Annotated in this window: 17 protein-coding genes and 1 pseudogene; 10 read left to right on the top strand and 8 right to left on the bottom strand. The window is 65.7% G+C overall.

The window, feature by feature from the left end; genetic code table 11:
- The 4 genes and pseudogenes from LI92_RS24210 to LI92_RS00830 form a co-directional block, all read left to right on the top strand.
- Window positions 1-198 (top strand): annotated as a pseudogene (locus LI92_RS24210) (hypothetical protein); the annotation flags it as partial.
- Window positions 199-541: 343 nt separating this feature from the next.
- A complete protein-coding gene (locus tag LI92_RS22085) occupies window positions 542-1,048 on the top strand; it encodes a DUF3253 domain-containing protein (RefSeq protein ID WP_082109475.1) in 507 nt (168 codons plus the stop codon).
- Between the two features lie 235 nt (window positions 1,049-1,283).
- The gene (locus LI92_RS00835) at window positions 1,284-1,691 is read left to right on the top strand and encodes a nitroreductase/quinone reductase family protein (protein ID WP_046314965.1); all 408 of its coding nucleotides are present in this window, start codon (window positions 1,284-1,286) and stop codon (window positions 1,689-1,691) included.
- A 41-nt stretch (window positions 1,692-1,732) separates the two neighbouring features.
- Entirely contained in the window at window positions 1,733-2,191 is a 459-nt protein-coding gene (locus tag LI92_RS00830) for a hemerythrin domain-containing protein (RefSeq protein ID WP_046314964.1), read from the top strand.
- A gap of 63 nt (window positions 2,192-2,254) precedes the next feature.
- Here LI92_RS00830 and LI92_RS00825 read toward each other — a convergent pair whose 3' ends face one another.
- The 6 genes from LI92_RS00825 to LI92_RS00800 all read right to left on the bottom strand — a co-directional run bounded on the left by LI92_RS00825 (window position 2,255) and on the right by LI92_RS00800 (window position 8,595).
- Entirely contained in the window at window positions 2,255-3,577 is a 1,323-nt protein-coding gene (locus tag LI92_RS00825) for an amidohydrolase family protein (RefSeq protein ID WP_052740668.1), read from the bottom strand.
- Between the two features lie 96 nt (window positions 3,578-3,673).
- Window positions 3,674-4,852 (bottom strand): thiolase family protein, encoded by a 1,179-nt coding sequence (locus LI92_RS00820; protein WP_046314963.1) that lies wholly within the window; start codon window positions 4,850-4,852, stop codon window positions 3,674-3,676.
- A complete protein-coding gene (locus LI92_RS00815; protein ID WP_046314986.1) occupies window positions 4,852-5,280 on the bottom strand; it encodes a Zn-ribbon domain-containing OB-fold protein in 429 nt (142 codons plus the stop codon). Before LI92_RS00815 ends, LI92_RS00820 begins: the two co-directional genes overlap by 1 nt.
- On the bottom strand, window positions 5,273-6,682 hold the full coding sequence (locus LI92_RS00810; protein WP_046314962.1) for an aromatic ring-hydroxylating oxygenase subunit alpha: 1,410 nt from the start codon (window positions 6,680-6,682) through the stop codon (window positions 5,273-5,275). The genes LI92_RS00815 and LI92_RS00810 overlap by 8 nt, the downstream gene beginning before the upstream one ends.
- Before the next feature lie 17 nt (window positions 6,683-6,699).
- On the bottom strand, window positions 6,700-7,605 hold the full coding sequence (locus tag LI92_RS00805) for an SDR family NAD(P)-dependent oxidoreductase (RefSeq protein ID WP_046314961.1): 906 nt from the start codon (window positions 7,603-7,605) through the stop codon (window positions 6,700-6,702).
- Window positions 7,606-7,671: 66 nt separating this feature from the next.
- Window positions 7,672-8,595: an enoyl-CoA hydratase/isomerase family protein gene (locus LI92_RS00800; protein ID WP_286134765.1), complete on the bottom strand. Its 924-nt coding sequence runs from the start codon at window positions 8,593-8,595 to the stop codon at window positions 7,672-7,674.
- A gap of 57 nt (window positions 8,596-8,652) precedes the next feature.
- Between LI92_RS00800 and LI92_RS00795 the strand changes: the two genes are divergently transcribed.
- From LI92_RS00795 to LI92_RS00785, 3 genes are read left to right on the top strand one after another with little or no spacing between them, the layout of a single operon-like run.
- Window positions 8,653-9,090, top strand: coding sequence for an SRPBCC family protein (locus tag LI92_RS00795; RefSeq protein WP_046314959.1), 438 nt, complete (start codon window positions 8,653-8,655; stop codon window positions 9,088-9,090).
- Window positions 9,087-10,280 carry an acyl-CoA dehydrogenase family protein gene (locus tag LI92_RS00790; RefSeq protein ID WP_046314958.1) on the top strand — a complete coding sequence of 398 codons (1,194 nt, stop codon included), beginning with the start codon at window positions 9,087-9,089 and terminating at the stop codon, window positions 10,278-10,280. Before LI92_RS00795 ends, LI92_RS00790 begins: the two co-directional genes overlap by 4 nt.
- Entirely contained in the window at window positions 10,270-11,325 is a 1,056-nt protein-coding gene (locus LI92_RS00785; RefSeq protein WP_046314957.1) for an acyl-CoA dehydrogenase family protein, read from the top strand. The genes LI92_RS00790 and LI92_RS00785 overlap by 11 nt, the downstream gene beginning before the upstream one ends.
- Before the next feature lie 54 nt (window positions 11,326-11,379).
- Here LI92_RS00785 and LI92_RS00780 read toward each other — a convergent pair whose 3' ends face one another.
- Window positions 11,380-12,594 carry a cytochrome P450 gene (locus LI92_RS00780; protein ID WP_046314985.1) on the bottom strand — a complete coding sequence of 405 codons (1,215 nt, stop codon included), beginning with the start codon at window positions 12,592-12,594 and terminating at the stop codon, window positions 11,380-11,382.
- A 117-nt stretch (window positions 12,595-12,711) separates the two neighbouring features.
- Here LI92_RS00780 and LI92_RS00775 point away from each other — a divergent pair, with 117 nt between their 5' ends.
- From LI92_RS00775 to LI92_RS00765, 3 genes are read left to right on the top strand one after another with little or no spacing between them, the layout of a single operon-like run.
- The gene (locus LI92_RS00775; RefSeq protein WP_046314956.1) at window positions 12,712-14,796 is read left to right on the top strand and encodes a CoA transferase; all 2,085 of its coding nucleotides are present in this window, start codon (window positions 12,712-12,714) and stop codon (window positions 14,794-14,796) included.
- Window positions 14,780-15,016, top strand: a complete 237-nt coding sequence (locus LI92_RS00770; RefSeq protein WP_046314955.1) for a hypothetical protein — start codon at window positions 14,780-14,782, stop codon at window positions 15,014-15,016. The genes LI92_RS00775 and LI92_RS00770 overlap by 17 nt, the downstream gene beginning before the upstream one ends.
- Window positions 15,013-16,131, top strand: coding sequence for a thiolase family protein (locus LI92_RS00765; protein ID WP_046314954.1), 1,119 nt, complete (start codon window positions 15,013-15,015; stop codon window positions 16,129-16,131). The genes LI92_RS00770 and LI92_RS00765 overlap by 4 nt, the downstream gene beginning before the upstream one ends.
- Here LI92_RS00765 and LI92_RS00760 read toward each other — a convergent pair whose 3' ends face one another.
- Window positions 16,132-17,352 (bottom strand): CaiB/BaiF CoA transferase family protein, encoded by a 1,221-nt coding sequence (locus LI92_RS00760; RefSeq protein ID WP_046314984.1) that lies wholly within the window; start codon window positions 17,350-17,352, stop codon window positions 16,132-16,134. It abuts the gene before it with no gap.
- Window positions 17,353-17,389: the final 37 nt, after the last annotated feature.

The following is a 17,389-nucleotide window of genomic DNA, read 5'->3' as shown; positions in this document are numbered from 1 at the left end:
ACACCCCGGTGGCCTGCAACACGAACTGAGAACGGATCAAACCAACCCGACTCAAGAACCGGGTGGACTCAAAATCGGGGACTCGCCACCGACATTCTCAGCCTAGGTACCGTCATTCAGCAGCACCGCATCGCCGATCCCGACGACGCAGCCAATCCCCAATCCGACATGGAGGTGTGGGTTGTCGATATCTTCTGAGCCCGGATTCACCAAGATGGCAATGATCGTCGCGCGCTGCCGGTCATGAGCGATCCGGCCGTAGCGATCTTCGCCACCGACATCGCGACCGAGTTGGGCAACGCGGTGGGGCGTCCCGTTGCGTTCGTGGCAGAGCTTCTGGAGGACGCGGCAGTCGAGTTGGACACGCAGCTTCAGGGCGGCCCTGCTGTCACCCGGGCAACCTGGGCGGCCGCGACGGCCAAGTGGACCAACGCCCAGCGGACCCTCGGACCACACGCACCGGATCGCCCAGCTGCGCTATCGCACCGGAGGGGTATCGAGAGACGCAGCGGTCGGGGCAATCGGGCATGGAGGCAGACCCGTGGCTGAGCCCCAGAACACCGCCGACGGCCGCTTCATCGTCGTGAACGGAAGACGTTGGCGTGCCACCGATCCATCCATTCCCGACTCCCTGCGCCAGGAATTGGTCAATGCACTGATGGCTGCCCGTCGAGCGGTGCGCGACGCCGGTGAAAACGCCCGTCTCCGGGTCCACGATGCGAAGGTTGCGCTGGGCGAACGTGGCGAGCCGTGGTGGGACCGGCCCAGTGTCGAAGGGCTGAATGCCCGGATAGACGCAACGATCTGCACGCTGGCCCGGCATCGCGCGCCGGGCACTGCGTGTCCGAGCGACATCGCCCGCGTCGTCGGTGGTGCCGGAGACTGGCGCGATCTCATGGAAACCGTTCGGGCGCGTGCAAAAGCACTTGCGGATCAAGGCGTCATAGACATTCAGCAACGCGGACATACGGTGGACCCCGCAGCCGCGCGGGGCCCGATACGACTCGCGGCTGCGCACAACATCGATATGGCCAGGACGCAGTCCTGAGTTCCGAACCAGGAGCTGTGCGCCGGTCCCCCAGGTCCGTTGTCCGCGCTATGTGGGCCAGCCGCGTTGCTGGCGTAGCGCGTTGAGAACAGAGGATGTTTGGCGCGCAGGAAAAGCGGGTATTGGCGGTCCCAGTCGGCGGGAGGGCGGGAGGGTCGGAGGCGCAGTGAGCTTCACGAACAGCCGAGGGACACGCGGTGCCAGGCAGCCCGCGAACAACCGTATTACGCGCGCTATGAACGGATTGCTGTCGTGGCGGATCCGCAGGGGCGGCAAGCTGCTGGGTAACACCTACGGTTTGGTGTTGACCACCGTCGGTCGCAGAACCGGAATGCCGCGCAGCACGCCAGTCAGTTACTTTCCCGACGGTGACGGGCGCTGGTTGATAGTTGCTTCAGCGGCAGGTGCTGCGAGGAATCCGTCCTGGTTCCTCAACCTTGCGGCTCACCCTGACCAGGCCCAGATCGAACTACCGGGCCGGACGGTGGCAGTGCGCGCTGAGCAACTGCACGGCCATCAGCGTGATGTTGCCTGGCAGCAGATCGCGTCGACCTCCAAGCTGTTCACGCGCTACGCGCAGAAGACTGATCGTGAACTGCCCGTCATTCTGCTGACCGAGCGTCGCGGCGCGCGGCCGTCCTGAAACATCGCAAAATCCCCTCAACCCGGAGAGAAAGAGTCACCATGGCGGACAACATATTCGAGGCCCTGCGGGAGAGCCACCAGCTGCAGCGTTCGCTGTGCCGCAAGCTGTTGCGATCTGCCCCGCACACCGAGGAGCGTGTCGCGCTGTTCACCGAACTGCGGGTGGAGTTGGCCGCTCACGCCGCGGCAGAAGAGCGGTATCTCTATGCGCCCGTGCTCATGGCCGACGCAGGCTTGAACTCGTCGCGCCACGCGCTGCATGAGCATCATGAGATCGACGAGATCATCGAAGATCTGCAAGTCGTCGACAAGAGTCGCGCGGGCTGGCTGCATCGCGCCCGGAAGCTGTCCGAGCAGGTTCATCACCACCTGAGTGAGGAGGAGAAGAAGTTCTTCCAGGTCTCCGGGGCGATCCTCTCCGACACCCAGAAGCAGCGACTCGCCGGCCAGTACCGCCGCGACTACGCGCGCATGCGCAAGGTGCTCAGCGGCGGCTAGGAACCCTCTCCCCTGGCCGGTCTGCGAATCCGCCGAGACGTACCCCTTCAGCCTGGCGTGCCGTCAGGAGGAGGAGGCGCGTCCGCCCGTCAGGATGGTGGACATCCGGGCCTTCATCTCGCCGTAGGTAATGGCCGTGGCTCCCGGCTTGGGTATGCGTCCGGCGTCGACCTTCGGCGTCGACAGGTTGGCGTCAGCGACCTTGCGGCGTAGGGCGGCTACGGTGCAGTTGTCCCGGCCTAACCGGTCGACGCTGTGATAGTCGAAGACGCGCGCGGCGTTGCGCCAGGTGATGGCCTCGACTTCGTCGTCGGTGCACCCCGCAAGATCTGCTGCCAGCTGCTCTGGCGCGTCTGGCCAGCTCGAGTCGGAGTGCGGGTAGTCCATTTCCCAGCAGATGGTTTCGATGCCGATCCGGTGCCGGTTCTCGATTCCGACGCGATCACGAATGAAGCAGGACAAAAAGTTACGGCGAAAGACATCGGTTGGGCTGACACCGTCGCCGAGATCATCGCCGGTCCACGCACGCTGCCGACTGTAGACATCCTCGAAGCGCTCCAGCAGGAAGGGAATCCAGCCGATGCCGCCTTCCGACAGGGCGAACTTTAGCGAGGGAAAATTCTTCACCACGCGGGAGAACAACAGGTCTGCGGTGAATCGTCCGGTGTCGAGCGCCAACATCGCGTTGTATGCCAAGTAGCTGGTCTGGTCTGAGGGCACGGGAAGCCCCCCGCCGGTGCCGATGTGAACATTGACCACCGTGTTGTTCTCGCAGATCGCTTCCCACAGGGTGTCCCAGTGTGCGTCCTGCCACGGGGGTTGTCCGTAGTTGCCGATGTGCTGCGGGATGGTGACAGCTCGGCAGCCCGCAGCGGCGAGTCTGCGCACCTCGCCGGCGGCCAGCTGGGGGTCCCACAGGGGAAGTATCCCCATCGGAATGAAACGGTCGGGATGGGCTCCACACCAGTCCTGCAGGTGCCAGTCGTTGTAGGCCTTGACCATGACGGCGGAAGTTTCGCGGTCTCCGCGATAGGTGAACAGGGCGCCTGAGATGGTGGGGAACGAGGGAAAGCACACCGATGCCAGCACCCCGCAGGCGTTCATGTCTTCAACCCGGGAATCTACGTCGTAGCAGCCCTGTCGCATGTCCTCGAAGCGTGACGGTTCGAATCCCCACTCGTCGTTGGGGCGGCCGGCCACCGCATTGAGCCCGATGTTGGGCAGTCTCATGCCGTCATAGACCCAGGCGACACTGCCGTCGGCATCCTCGACGATATGCGGCGCGGCATCCGCATAGCGTGCCGGCACATGCTTGGCGAACATGTCCGGTGGCTCTACCGTGTGGTCGTCAACACTGATCAAGACCAAGTTCGCCGGATCGATCACGGGCCACTCCATCCGCTCCGGGACTGGCAATCAGCCAAATGTACAAGACAATCTAACAGCAATTGATTGAATGTACCGCCATTAGCGATGTGGAAACTAACTGCGACGCAACAACATCATCGTGGTTCCACTGTTTGCTCCACCGACACCACACGCCACGAGTTCGGCGTCGTGGACCTGTCGTCGTCCGGCTTCTCCCCGCACCTGCAGGCATGCCTCGTGCAGGTGTCCGAACCCGTGCAGCCGGCCTCCCGAGAGCTGACCCCCGCCGGTATTGATCGGGAGTTCCCCGCCGAGGCTGAATCGTTCCGGCTCGGAGATCCACTCCCCTGATTCCCCCACCGGGCAGAAACCGAAGTCTTCGAGGAAGCACAGTACGAACACACTGAAGCCGTCGTAGAGCGAGGCACAGTCGACATTCTCGGGTGTGAAGTCGGTACGATCCCAGATCGTTGACCACCGCGAGTTCAGCCGAGTGATATCCCGACCGCCCTCCCACAGAAAGCGGTCGTGATGCGCACAGTCCAGGGCTTCGACAACCACGCCCGGGTGGTCGAGCCCGGCGTCGTGTTCGCGGCGCGAGATCACGAATGCGGTTGCACCGTCGCAGGCTACGTCGCAGTCATACATGCACAGCGGGTCGGAAACCATACGAGAGCTCAGATAGTCATCGATATCGATGGGCTGGCTGTAGACGGCCTTGGGATTGAACTGGGCATGCTTGCGCTGGACGACGGCGATCTGTGCCAGCTGCTCGCGGGTGAGTCCGAAGCGCTGCATACGGGAACGAATCTGCAGCGCAGCAAGGTTGGCTGCCGACACACCGTAGGGCAGCTGCCAGCCGAGTTGCCCGGTTGCTCGGGTGCCGGACGGGACGCCGTAGCCGCGACGACGGTCGCCGCCCTGCGCGGTGCCCTCCCAGATGCTGCGCCAGCACAAAACGTGGTTGGCCAGTCCGCCGGCGACGGCGAGCATCGCGTCCACCACCGCGCCCAGCTGTCCGGGATACTCCACGCCGCCTGCCACCCAGTTGGGCTTGAGCCCGAGCGCATCATGAATGTCCCGGATCCCGGCGCCGGAGAATCCCTTGGCCGCCATCGACGCCCCCGGGTAGGTGGTCAATCCGTCGATGTCGGCCAGCGCGAGACCGGCATCGCTGACCGCGCTTAAGCATGCGTCCACGGTGAGCTGCAGTGGGTCGCGGCCTAATCGGCGGCCGATCTCGGACTGGCCGATGCCACTGATAATGACCTCATCGGTCAGCCGGCCACCCATCAGCGCTCCGGAGCGAAAACCGGCAGGTATACGTCGTCATCGGCATCGTCGGCGCAGTGTACGAACTGGACGCAGACCGGCATTCCGCTGCGTATCTTGCTCGGTTCCACCTCGATGAGATTGGTCAGTACCCGCGCTCGGGGGTCTTCGACGGGGTTGACAAAGGCGATCACGTACGGCGTGGGGATCCCTGGATAGAACGGGTGATGGTTCACGGTCCAGGACTCCACGGTTGCCCGGCCGGACATTGCCTCCCACTGCGGTTCGGCGTAGTCGAACTGGCAGCGCAGCGCCGGTGGGTGGATCACCCGGGCGCAGTCCGGGCACCGCTGCAGAGTCCACACGCCGTCGGCACCGGAAGTCCAGTAGGTGCGGTTGATCGCTGTGAGGTCCGGCAGCGGACGCGTGCCCACGGAATGATCAGGCATCGGCATTGTCGACGCCGAAGATGAAGCGATCGGCGATGGCATGCTCGTTGCGGATGGACATCTCCTGCGCGGTGTTCAGCCAGAGGCCCTCGAACCCGCGCGAGTGCATGCCCGCGTGAATCGCGGCGATGTTCTTGAGGTCTTGAGTGGGCAGTTCACCCCAGCCGTCGTGGTCCTGCCAGCGGTCGAACTCCTGCCAGCTCGTGTCGGGAACCTCGCCCGAGGCGAAATGTTCCAACGAGAACATCTCGAAGACGCACTGGTCGGGGTCGTCCGCGTGTGGCAGCACGCGATACCCCAGCAGGCAGGACTTCTCCACGAGAATCACCAGTGTGGGGAAGACATGCCAGTCCCCGTTTCCCGCGAAGTACTGCTCCATCGACATCCGGGGGAAGTCAACGCCTTCGGCGAGTGCCATCTCCTCGCAGATCTGGTGGTAGCGGATCACGGGGGGAATGTCGGATGGCTCGCTGGCTGCCAACCGCTGGGCGGCGCGATAGTCGCGCTCGGTGACCAGCGATCCGACTTCGAGATAGTTGTACTGCATGGAGTTGGCGAAAACCTCCGGACGGGAAGTCTGCTGCTTGCGCGCCCGGTCGCGGTCGCCGCTGTCGGGTCGTGCGGTGTAGATGAACCGTGAGTGGTTCCGGTAGGCGATCGTGGGCGTATACGGAGCATTGACGAACTCTGGGGGCTGTGCGGGCTCGGCGGAGGGACGTGGCCCCTGTGCCGGGCGAAGAGTCTGCGGGTGGGTGCCCGGCGTGTGATAGCCCTCGATGAATGCGTCGATGACGGTTTTGTAGTTGGCCGGCAACGGGGTTCGCTTGCGCCATCGGAACCGCATGTCATGCAGTCGAAACGGTGCCAAGGACGTGGGTAGTGGATCGAGCCAGTCAAGCAGCGCGGGTGGATCGTCAGCCATGCTGATGAACACCCAGCCGCCCCAGCTGTCCACTGCGACCGGTCGCAGTGACCACTGCTCGCGGGGGCGGCTGAGAAACTCGTCGCGACATGGAACAAACGACGATCTCCCGTCGAGCGCAAATCGCCAGCCGTGGAATTCGCAGCGAAGATCGCCGTCGGCGGCGCAGCCGCTGCCCCGCACCACCTTCATCCCTCGATGGGTGCACGCGTTGTAGAACGCCTTGATGCTGCCGTCCTTCTGCCGCACCACCATGATCGACTGCCGGCCGATGTTGTACTCGTAGTAACTTCCCGGGTCCGGGATCTCCTCCTCGCGGCACGCTGGTTGCCATACCTGGGTGAAGAGGCGTTCGAGTTCGAGTTCAAGAAACGCCGGATCGATATAGCGGGTCTTGGGGACGAAAGACTCGCCGCACGCATAGCGGGAGGGCACTGTTCCCGGTGTCTGGGATGCGATCGCAGCGTCGTCGGTGGTCATCTGGCACTCGCTGGGCGTCAGTTCGCCGGCGGCTTGTCGAAGATGTTGGGGTACAGCACAGCTTCTTTAAATGAGGTCTCGATCTCGGCGAAGGCGCTGGGGATGTCCCAGGTTCCGCTGGCTGACACCAGCTCACGTTCGACCACGGGATTCGACATCAGGCTGATCCGGCCGTTGCCGGCAAAGATCACCCGGCGGTTGAGCCAGTCCGATCGATCACTCGCGAGGTACACCACAGGCGGTACCACGTTTTCGGGGGCCAAGCGCTTGTTCGACGGTGAGTAGTCCATGCTGCCGCCGCCTTTGATTCCCTGGGTCATTCGGGTCCCGGCGATCGGAGCGATGGCGTTGGACCGGACACCGTAGCCTTTGAGCGCGTTTGCGCAGGAAAAGGTCAGCCCGACGATGCCCATCTTCGCCGCGGCGTAGTTGGGCTGGCTGGGCGCGCCGTGCAGCCCGGACATCGAGGTGAAGTTGATCAGGCGATACTGGCCGCCGCGGTTCGCGCGCCACCATGCCGCAGCGTGCCGGGTCAGGTTGAAGGTGCCTTTCAGGTGGACTTCGACGACGGTGTCGAAGTCCTGTTCGCTCATCTTGAACACCATCCCGTCACGCAGAATGCCTGCGGCATTCACCATGATGTCGAACCCACCCAGGGTGGCCGCGGCACGGTTGACCAGTTCTTCGCATGCCTTGAAGTCGGTGATGTCGGTGGTGTCCGGGTAGGCCTTCCCGCCGCTCTCGTTGATGGCGGCCGCCACGGTTTCAGCCGGCGTTGAGTCGCGGCCCGTGCCGTCCACGGCCACCCCCGCATCGGAGACCATGACGACGGCCCCTTCGGCTGCCAGGCCCGCCGCAACTGCGGCGCCGATACCGCGACCCGCGCCCGTCACCAGGGCCCGCCGGCCGTCGAGAACGCCCATCGTCACTCCTCTACTCACGCCTGAGTATCACAATATAGGACACCGGAACACTATCTGTTCAGCTGCCTATTCGAAGCCCCATTCGGCATAGCGCCGTTCCAGCTCTGCCAGCGCCTCGCGGCCGCCTCGCGAGGAGCGCTCTTTCATGAAGTTGAACTCGTCTTCTCGCCATGACAGATTCGAGAAGACGCTGTGCGCCATCGGCACCCAATCGGCGAACTGTGCCATCCCGACGGCGTTCCAAAACGTGATCAGTGCGTGTTTGCCGACCATCAACCCGTCGGCCGAGTGGTGGGCTATGGCGCGCGCGTAGCGCATCGCCTCGTCGCGAAGCTCCGCGCCGGGTACCACCGAGGCCGCCACGCCCCAGTCCCTGAGTTCGGCGGCGTGTACCTTGCGGCCGGTGATCATGGCTTCGTAACCGCGATTGGGGCCGAGCTTGAGCAACGCCAACGGCATAGCCGTAGAGAAGCCCGCGAAGCCGATCCGCGCCTGCGGACGGGCGAGATACATGTCGTCGGAGACGACGAGGATGTCGGCGGCCAAGGCCAGGTTCATCCCGGCCCCCAGTGTCGCGCCCTGACATGCGGCGATGACGGTCTTGGGAAACTCCAGCCAGTTCGTCAGATGGCGATGCAGCCGCCGTGCGTTGGCCAACCGTGCGGTCTGCGGCAGCTTCCGATCCTTGGTCAATCCCGCCTGCTCGACCGGCAGCCGACGAACGTCGTCTCCGCTGGAGAAGTCCTTGCCCTCGGCCGCCAGCACCACGACCTTGACCTCGTCATCGGCTTCGGCCCGGTCCAGACGGTCTTTGAAGAGGGCGTGCATGTCCGGCGAGAGGATCGCGTTGCGTCGGTCCGGGCGGTTGATCGTGATCATCGCGATGTGCGGTTCCACGACCGCATAGCGAACCCAGTTCTCGTCGACCTCGAGATCGTTGCCGCCCTTCGGCTGCTCTGTCATGCCGCTCGCCCTTCCCGTCAGCGCCAAGGCTGGACACTAAGACAGTAGACGATCAAGTGTTCATTGAGCTGATAATGTTCCTCCATGGTTCGATTCGCGATCACGAGAGACGTCGACGCACCGGCGGCCGCGGTCTGGGCGGTGCTGGCCGATTTCGGCGACACCAGCTGGATTCCGGTCGACAGCCGCATTGACGTCGAAGGCAGCGGTATCGGTATGCGCAGGTCGATACATGGCGCCGGCGCTGAGCCGGTGATCGAGACGCTGACCCACTTGGACCCGGCCGGCATGGAATTGGGCTACTCGATCGTCAACAACCCGCTTCCGGTATCACGATTCGAAGCGGTCGTCACGGTTCGCCCCCTGGGCGCGGGGGGAACTGCCATCACCTGGAATGTCGAGTGCGAACCGCTCGGACCGACTGAGGCCGATGCCGCGGCCGCGCGCAGCGCCATCGAGGCGGTTTACGGGATGATGGCAGGATGGCTCGGTGAGGCTGCTGGGGCGCGGGGCCGCACATGAGCGACGGTGGCTACGGTGTTCCCCTGGCCGCCGCCGACCGCAGTTTTCGAGATGAAGTCAAGGACTTCCTGGCGACGGCCCTCACCCCCGAGATACGGGCCAGGCCGCGCACCGAAGCGGATCGGCTCGACCGGATGCGACTGTGGCAGCAGCGACTCAACAGCGCAGGACTCGCCGCGATCTCCTGGCCGAGCGCCTACGGAGGCCGTAGTGCCACCCCGGTGCAGCAGCTGATCTTCAATGCCGAAATGGCCGCGTCGCGCGCACCCGAGCCGATCAACCGAAGCGCCATCAATCAACTCGGCCCCACCATCATCCAGTGGGGTACCGACGAGCAGCGCCGGTATTTTCTCCCCCGAATTCTGTCTGCGCAGGACATCTGGTGCCAAGGCTTCAGCGAGCCCGATGCCGGCAGCGATTTGGCCTCGCTCAAGACTCGCGGGGTGATCGACGGTGATGAGCTGGTGATCACCGGCCAGAAGATTTGGACGTCAAAGGCACATTTCGCGACCCGCATCTATCTGCTTGTGCGGACCGACCCGCACGCCGAGCCGCGCGAAGGCATCAGTTACGTGCTCGCCGATCTGGATTCCGAAGGTATCCAGATCCGGCCCATCCGGCAGATTTCCGGCGATTCCGAGTTCAGTGAAGTGTTCTTCGACAGCGTGCGCGTGCCGATGAACCGCGTGCTGGGCCCGTTGCACGGCGGCTGGCGGGTGGCGAAGTCCACTTTGGGCTACGAGAGAGTCGGCCAGAGCCGCACCCACCGGATCGAGCGACGGCTGGACATTCTCGTAGGCCTGGCGAAGGAGGCCAATGCCCTGAGCGACGACGGCCTACAGGATTCCTATGTCGCCGACCAGCTGGTGCGCTTCACTGCTCAGGTGGAGGCGTTGCGGCAGATCGCGGCGCAGGCGACGGCCGCCGGTGTCCACGGCGTCGCTCCGGGTCCGGAAGCCTCGATGGCCAAGCTCCTGACGTCGGAGGTAGATCAGGCAATGGCCAACTTCGGCCTTGAGCTCACGGGTCCGGCGGGCACGCTCGAGCCGGGATCGCCTTCGGCCGCCAAGCGCGGCAACGTGGCCAAAAGCTACCTGCTGATGCGGGCCGCCACGTTTGGCGCCGGTACATCGGAGATTCAGCGCAACGTGATAGCCGAGCGATTGTTGGGACTTCCTCGTGACCCCTGACCGCGAAACCTCTTTCACCGACATGGCCGATATCGCCGTGGAGCTCGATGAGCTGAGGCGCACCGCCGATGACATCGTGCGTCAGCTGTGGTCGGTGCCGCGAACTCGTGCGCTTCTCGGCGATCCGACGCCGGCATACGACGAATCCCTTTGGCAGTCCGTTCGTGAGGTGGGCTGGCCGGATGTTCTGGTCGATCAGCGCTACGGCGGTGGCGGCGGCGGGCTCCGGGCGCTGTGTGTGCTGGCCGAAGCTTCGGGAGCGATCGCGCTGCCGGTGCCCCTGGCCGCCGCGGCTGCGGCCGGATGGTGCGAGCAGCGGTGTGTGACGGGGGTGCCGCTTGTTCTGCCCGACGGCGGGGCCAGGCTCGCAGCAGGCACGGTGCGCGGGCAGTGGCCGCAGGTGGCCTTTGGCGGCGCGGCGGATCGGCTGATCGTACTGGCGCGCCAAGACGGCGAGCCGGTACTGGGGGTGGTGGACGCGGGCGGACCCGGTGTTGTCCGCGAGCTTCAGCGCCCCCTCGATCACACGCCGGCGGCCGGTATCAGCCTGCAGGACGCTCCCCTACGCGAGATCTACTCCGGTGCGCAGGCCGTCGAACGGCACGCGCAGGCCGCGAATCGTGAGCGGATCGCCGTTATCGCCGAACTGATCGGCATCGCCTCGGCAGCCAATGCGGCAGCGGTGGACTACGCCAAGATCCGGGTGACCTTCGGCCAGCCGATCGGGGCTCGGCAAGCGATCAAGCATCGGCTGGTTGACGGTCGTGCGGCGATCGAGGTCGCGCGTGCGCTGGTCAACCGCGCCGCCGATGCCGCCGAGTCGGGTCACCCGGACGCCGACGTTCTCGGCGCACTGGCGGCGTTCTGGGCGGTCGACTCGCTGCGCGGCGTCGTGGAAGGGGCCACGCAGGTCTTCGGGGGGATCGCCTACACCTGGGAACACGATGCCCACGTACACCTGCGCCGCGCGGCAGTCCGGGCGGCGACGCTGGGAGCCAGATCGCAGCATCGGGCAGTCGTCGCGCAGTGGCTGGCGTCCCGCTGAACCCGACCAGCAACCGGCGGGCCCGCAGGCATCAGAGGATCGCGGAACCGCCGATCACCGGTAGTCGAGTGTCACCGGTAAACGGTCAAACGTGTGCACCAGAGCGGACGGCCGGAGAACGGCTTCACCGGTGACCCGAATGCCGCGGGCCCGCTTGATCACTTCGTCGAGCACCACACGCGCTTCTCGGCGGGCCAGGGCCGCCCCCATACAGAAGTGCTCCCCCACCCCGAACCCGAGATGGCCGGCGGCATCGGCACGGTGGACGTTGAACTGCTCCGCTGTGGGCCCCCACTGGTCGACGTCGCGGTTGGCGGAGGCGTAGGCGAGCAGAAGACCGTCACCCTGGCGGATCGTCGCGCCCCTGATCTCCACATCCTGGGCGGCCTGGCGCGCCATGCTCATCACGGGAGTCCACCAGCGCATGACCTCTTCAACGGCATTGGTGCAGACTTCCGGGTCGGCGAATGCCTGCTCCGCCTGATCCGGGTGCAGGTCGAAGCAGGCAGCGATACCGGCGATGAGGCTCTGCGTCGTCTCACTGCCCGCCGCCAGGAGCGTGAGCGCATAAGTCATGACCTGGATCTCGTTGAACGGTTCCCCGTCGATCCGCACCTGCGACAGCATCGACAGAAGATCGTCGGTGGGGTTTTCGGCCCGTTCGGCGACCAGCTCCATCAAATACGGTGCCACCTCACCGAATATCGTCTCCATGTCGCCGTCGTCTGCGACTCCGCTTCCGACTTTTGCGATCGTCGTCGCCCATCCCGCGACCTTGGCCCAGTCCTGCTCCGGAACCCCGAGTAGGTGGGCGAACACATAAACCGGGAAGGGCTCGGCAACTCGCTCGATCCAGTCGAACTCGCCGTCCGGCAGATCGTCGAAAATCGAGGCGATCACCTCACGGATCCGCGCCTCGATCTTGGCTACCGCGGCGGGAGTGAACCGAACCCCCAAGGCCTTGCGGTGGGCGCGGTGCTCCGGGGGGTCCATGAACAGAATTCCCCTGGCGCCGTAGCCCTGCGGATCCCGCCCCTCGCGGTGCGCGATGAGATCCATCATGATGGCAATGCGCTCTGACTTGAACTTCTCCGGGCGAGCCGAGATCGCCTTGATGTCATCGTACTTCGTGATCACCCAGAACTTGCCCTGTTCGTACCAGTGCACCGGGTCGACTTCGCGCAGCTCGCGGAACGTCGCATTCGGATCCCCCAGGTAGAAGGCCGCCTCCTCGAAGCGCGCCTCGGACAGGGTTGAAGTGATCGCCATGCTGATCACGATAGAACACGACGCGTGCATGTGGGAAGGCGATTCGGTGGACATCAACAGAACGCATAATGTTCAATTGTTCTACCCGTCCGCACGAACGCAGGAGCTGAAGCCAGGGTGAACCATGCCGTGTCCCCCGGCGGATTCCTCTCCGGCGTCCGCGTACTCCAGATCGGCGACGGGGTGTCGGGTTCGGCTGCGGTGGCGCTGCTCGCAGCACTGGGCGCAGAAGCCGACCGGACGCCGAAAACCCTCCGGCACCGGGCCGGACCGCTGATCACCTCGGAGCTCGGACCGGAACCCGCTGTCGACCTGGTCCTCGATCGCCAGAAGCGCGAATTGGAGCCCAGCACCGCATACGATCTGCGGGATTACGACATTGTGATCGTTGACGACGCGGGTATGGTGCCGGCACCTGTCGTCGGCGTCGTCGTGGTCACCGTTCATGCATTCGGTGCCGACGGTCCTGCCGCGGGTGTTGGCGGCGGAGAGATCACCGCGCAGGCCAGCGGCGGCCTCTTGGCGACCATCGAGAGTCGCGATTCCGCACCGATCACCGCTCCCGGTTACGTTGCATCGAAGTCGGTGGGCGCTGTTGCCGCGCTCGCGGCGCTACACGGCCTGGAGAGGCGTAACCGGGAATCAGCAGCAGTGTGCGTTGACGTCTCGGCCCAGGAGGCCGTGATCTACACGGCCGCTCTCCCCGAGTGCGCACATGTTCTCTACCGGTGTCCGGGTCGTGCGGGCAGTGGGCGCTATCTGGCTCCCTCAGGGGTCTTCCCCTGCCGCGACGGGTACGTGCGCATCACCGCTGTGGAAAACCATCAGTGGAAGGGGCTGCGCGCGGCTCTCGGCGATCCCGAATGGGCCACCGGCCTCGACGAGCGGCCGGCCCGTATCGAACACGCGGCGCTGATCAATGCCCGCGTGACGGAGTGGACCGCCGGCCGGTTCAAGGCAGTGTGCGCTGAACTGCTGCAGGCGCACGGTGTGCCCTCCACGCCGGTGAACCACCCGGAGGAGCTGCTGACGTCGCCCCAGCTGGTGCACCGCGGCTCTCTGCAATCGGCTCGGCTGCACCGATCCGAGGCAACGGTGCTGGGCCCCCCGTGGACCGTCAGTGTGGGCGAACGTGCAGCCCGGGACCGGCAAGGGCTGACCGGCCTGCGTGTCGCGGAGTTGACGCATGTCCTTGCGGGCCCGATCGTCGGCTCGCTGCTGGGGGCTATGGGCGCTGATGTGGTTCGGCTCGAAGACCCCGACCGGCTCGACATCTACCGGCGCAGCGGCCCCTTCGCCGATGGGGTGCCCGGTCCTGAACGCGGTGCCTACTTCGCCGTGGCGAACCACTCAAAGCGCAGTGTCCAGCTCGACTCTGCCACGGCCGCAGCCGATGTCGCCGCCATCCTGTCTCTGTCGGATGTGCTGATCGAGAACGTGGGCAATTCGAGGCTTGACCGCATGGGGGTGGATCCCGCAGCACTGGCCGCATCGGGTCGCCTGGTCCTCCGGGTCTCCGGATTCGGCTCGGACGGCCCACTTGCGGGCTATCGGGTGTACGCGAACAACGTTCAGTCCTACGGCGGACTCGCCGGGCTGACCACCGCCCCGGACGGCACGCCGGCCCGGCTGGGTACCGTGCTCGCAGATCCCTTGTCGTCGGTCATCGGCGCCCTGGTCATCGCCGCGTGGGCCATCGGCCCATGCCGGTCGCGGGGCGCCGTCGTCGATCTGTCGATGGCGGAGGTCGTTGCCTCTACGGTGTCGGAGTTCGTTGCCGCCGCATCGACGACGCACGGCGCCGACAACGACCAGGTGACGCGCGGGGTGCACCGTGCGGCAGACGGTCGTTGGGTCGTCGCCGAATCGCACGCAGGGCGCGGCGAAGCTGTGCGGGCTTCGGCTGTTGTGGCGCTGATTGCCGGCCAGGGCTCCCAAGAAGCCGTGGACGAACTGCGCGCCGCGGGACTGGAGGCCGCGGTGGTCCGCCGGGCTGATGAGCTGGTGGCCGATCCGCACCTCGTGGCTCGCGGGTTCTTTCCCGAGATTGCCCATCCCGACCCTGAACTGGGAACCGGACGACTGGTCGGGCTGCCCTGGCGATTCGCCGGTGAAGGACCGGTGCCGCTTCGGCCTCCGCCCGCCCTGGGCAGCTCCAACGCCGACTACCCGATGAGGATGACACATGCCGATAACGTCTGAGCCAAGCGCGACCGTGTGGTCGTCGACCTTCGTGCCGTCGAAGTCGCCCTACCCCGACTACGGCACCGCCGGCTACAGCGTTGCCTGGGTCGACACCGCCGACGGACGGCTTCAGGTGCTGGTGGACGGCGATAGGCCGGCGCCAGGATCGGTGGGTCGCCTGATCGAACGCACCCTCGGCGACGACGTCGTCACCATGTTCACAGGTGGTGGCCGATGACGGGCACATTCTTGACCGGCATCGGGGTCACCGAGTTCGGCCGGCACGGTGATGTCCCGTTGGTCGACCTCGGCGTGCGCGCGGCGCGAACAGCGCTGGCCGATGCGAATATCTCCTATGCCGATGTCGGTGAGGTGTTCACCGCGTCAGCCCTTGCCCCGCCGCAGACCGGCCTTCGGGTTGCGCTTGCGCTGGGTCGTACCGGGATTCCGGTGACGGCAACCGAAAGTGCTTCGGCGGGAGGCTTGGTGGCGCTACGGCATGCGGTATGGGCGGTGGCTTCGGGGCGCTGCCGTACGGCGTTGGCCATCGGTTTCGAGAAGACCACCGCCCTGGAGCCCGGCGGCGTGGTTCCGGCGGCGGTCGGCTTCTGGGACCGCTTTCCCCCACAGACGCACTATGCGATCGAGGCGGCGCGCTGGCTCCACGATGCCGGCTGCGGCCCGGAAGTCATCGCGGCCGTCGCTGCCAAGTCACACAACCAGGCCCGGCTGAACCCACTGGCGGCCAGGCAGGCCCCCGATCCGGTGACCGTCGAGGACGTGCTGTCGTCGCGGTTGGTCGCCGACCCGTTGACCAAAATGATGTGTCACGCATCAGTCGACGGCGCTGCTGCCGTGGTGGTCACCGCCGAGCGGCAGCCGAGGTCGGTCTCGGTCCTTTCCATCGAGCAGACGAGCGCAGCCGAGGATCCGCAATGGCCGCTGGTCGGACCTGTCGTCGGCCCCCCTTCGCAGCTGAGGCGTACTGCACAGCTCGCCTACGCGGGCGCGGGAGTCGAGCCGTCGGAGATCTCCGTGGTGTCGCTGCACGACATGTGTGCCAGCGAGGAGATCACGGCACTGGTCGCGATGGGTCTTGCCGATCCCGGCGAGCTGATACGGCTGGCCGGCACGGGCGGGCTCGCCAGTGATGGTGCGCTGCCCACCAACACCGACGGCGGGTGCATCGCCCGCGGACACCCCATCGGAGCCACCGGGTTGGCGCAGGCCGCCGAAATCGTCAGTCAGCTGCGAGGCGAAGCGGGTCCGCGCCAGGTCCGAGAACCGCGCCTCGGATTGGTGCAGGCCGTCGGCGGCGGCGGATCCTGTGCAGCCGCCGTACTGAAGGCCTGATCAGGCGATTGCCCCGCTCTCCTTGAGCGCCATGATCCGGTCCCAGTCGCCGCCCAGTTCGAGAATGATCTCCTCGGTGTGCGCCGCGAACTCGGGCATCGGAGTCAGTGTCAACGGCGTCTCGTCGTAGAGAACGGGGCTGGCCACCAGATCGAAGGTGTCCCCGTCCTGCTCGACCGCGACGATGTTGCCGTTGGCGCGCACCTGTGGGTCGGCCGCAACCTCGGCGGTGTTCTGCACCGGCGCCCATTGTCCCTCGAAGCCCTCGAGCACAGCCCGCCAATGCGACAGCGGTTGGGAAGCTATGGTCGAACGCAGCACCTCGATGGCCGCCGGCGCATTGGCGGCGAGCGCCGCGTGGCTGCTGAACCGATCGTCGTCGGCGAGTTCGGGAACGCCCACGCGCCGGCAGAAGTCGCCGAAGTATCGGAAACCCTGCAGCATGGACAGGCTCAGATGCCGACCGTCACCGGTCCGGTAAAACCCGACGAGCGGGTTGTTCGGCGTGACATTGGCCCCGGCGGGAGTGGTCTGCCACGGCTCGCCGCTGACCAACGCCGCATTGACCGCCACGCCGGAGGCCCACACACCGACACCGAGCAATGAGATGTCGACCACCCTTGCAACGCCGGTTCTTTCGCGTTCGAACAGCGCCCCCGCGATGCCCCCTGCCAGGGCCATGCCGCCGATCGAGTCTCCGTACGCCGGGCCGGGCTGCGGCACCACGCCATCGAGATCGCAGGGAGTTGACCCGAGGGCGCCCGCCGCGCGGCTCCAGAAGCCGGTCATGTCATACCCGCCCACCTCCGCGTCGGCGCCCAGCGGTCCGTAAGCGCTTCCCCGGGCGTAGACGATCTGGGGGTTGACCGCACGCACGTGATCGACGTCGATCCGCAGCTTCCTGCGGGCGTCGGGAAGAAAGTTCGTCAAGAACACGTCGCTGGTGCGCGCGATGTCCATGAGCAGCTCGTACCCGTCCGGCGTCGACATATCCAGAGCGAGGGATCGTTTGCCCCGGTTGGCGTGTTCCATCACGGGATTCCGTGGCCCCTCGACCTTGACGTGACCGAGCTGGCGAAGCCCGCGCTGCGAGTCGCCGGTCACCGGGTGCTCGACCTTGATGACATCGGCGCCCCAGTCCGCAAGCACCGCACCGGCAGCGGGAACGAACGTCCATTGGGCGACCTCAAGAACGCGCACTCCGGACATTGGTCCGCCCATCAGTCGATACTCCTCGTCGTTCGCCGGAAAACCTTCG

Origin of the sequence: Mycobacterium sp. UM_Kg1, from assembly GCF_000972925.1 — a bacterium.
GTDB classification, from domain to species: Bacteria; Actinomycetota; Actinomycetes; order Mycobacteriales; family Mycobacteriaceae; genus Mycobacterium; species Mycobacterium hiberniae.
The sequence above is the reverse complement of the archived record's forward strand: the minus strand, read 5'-3'. Positions and strand labels throughout refer to the sequence as shown.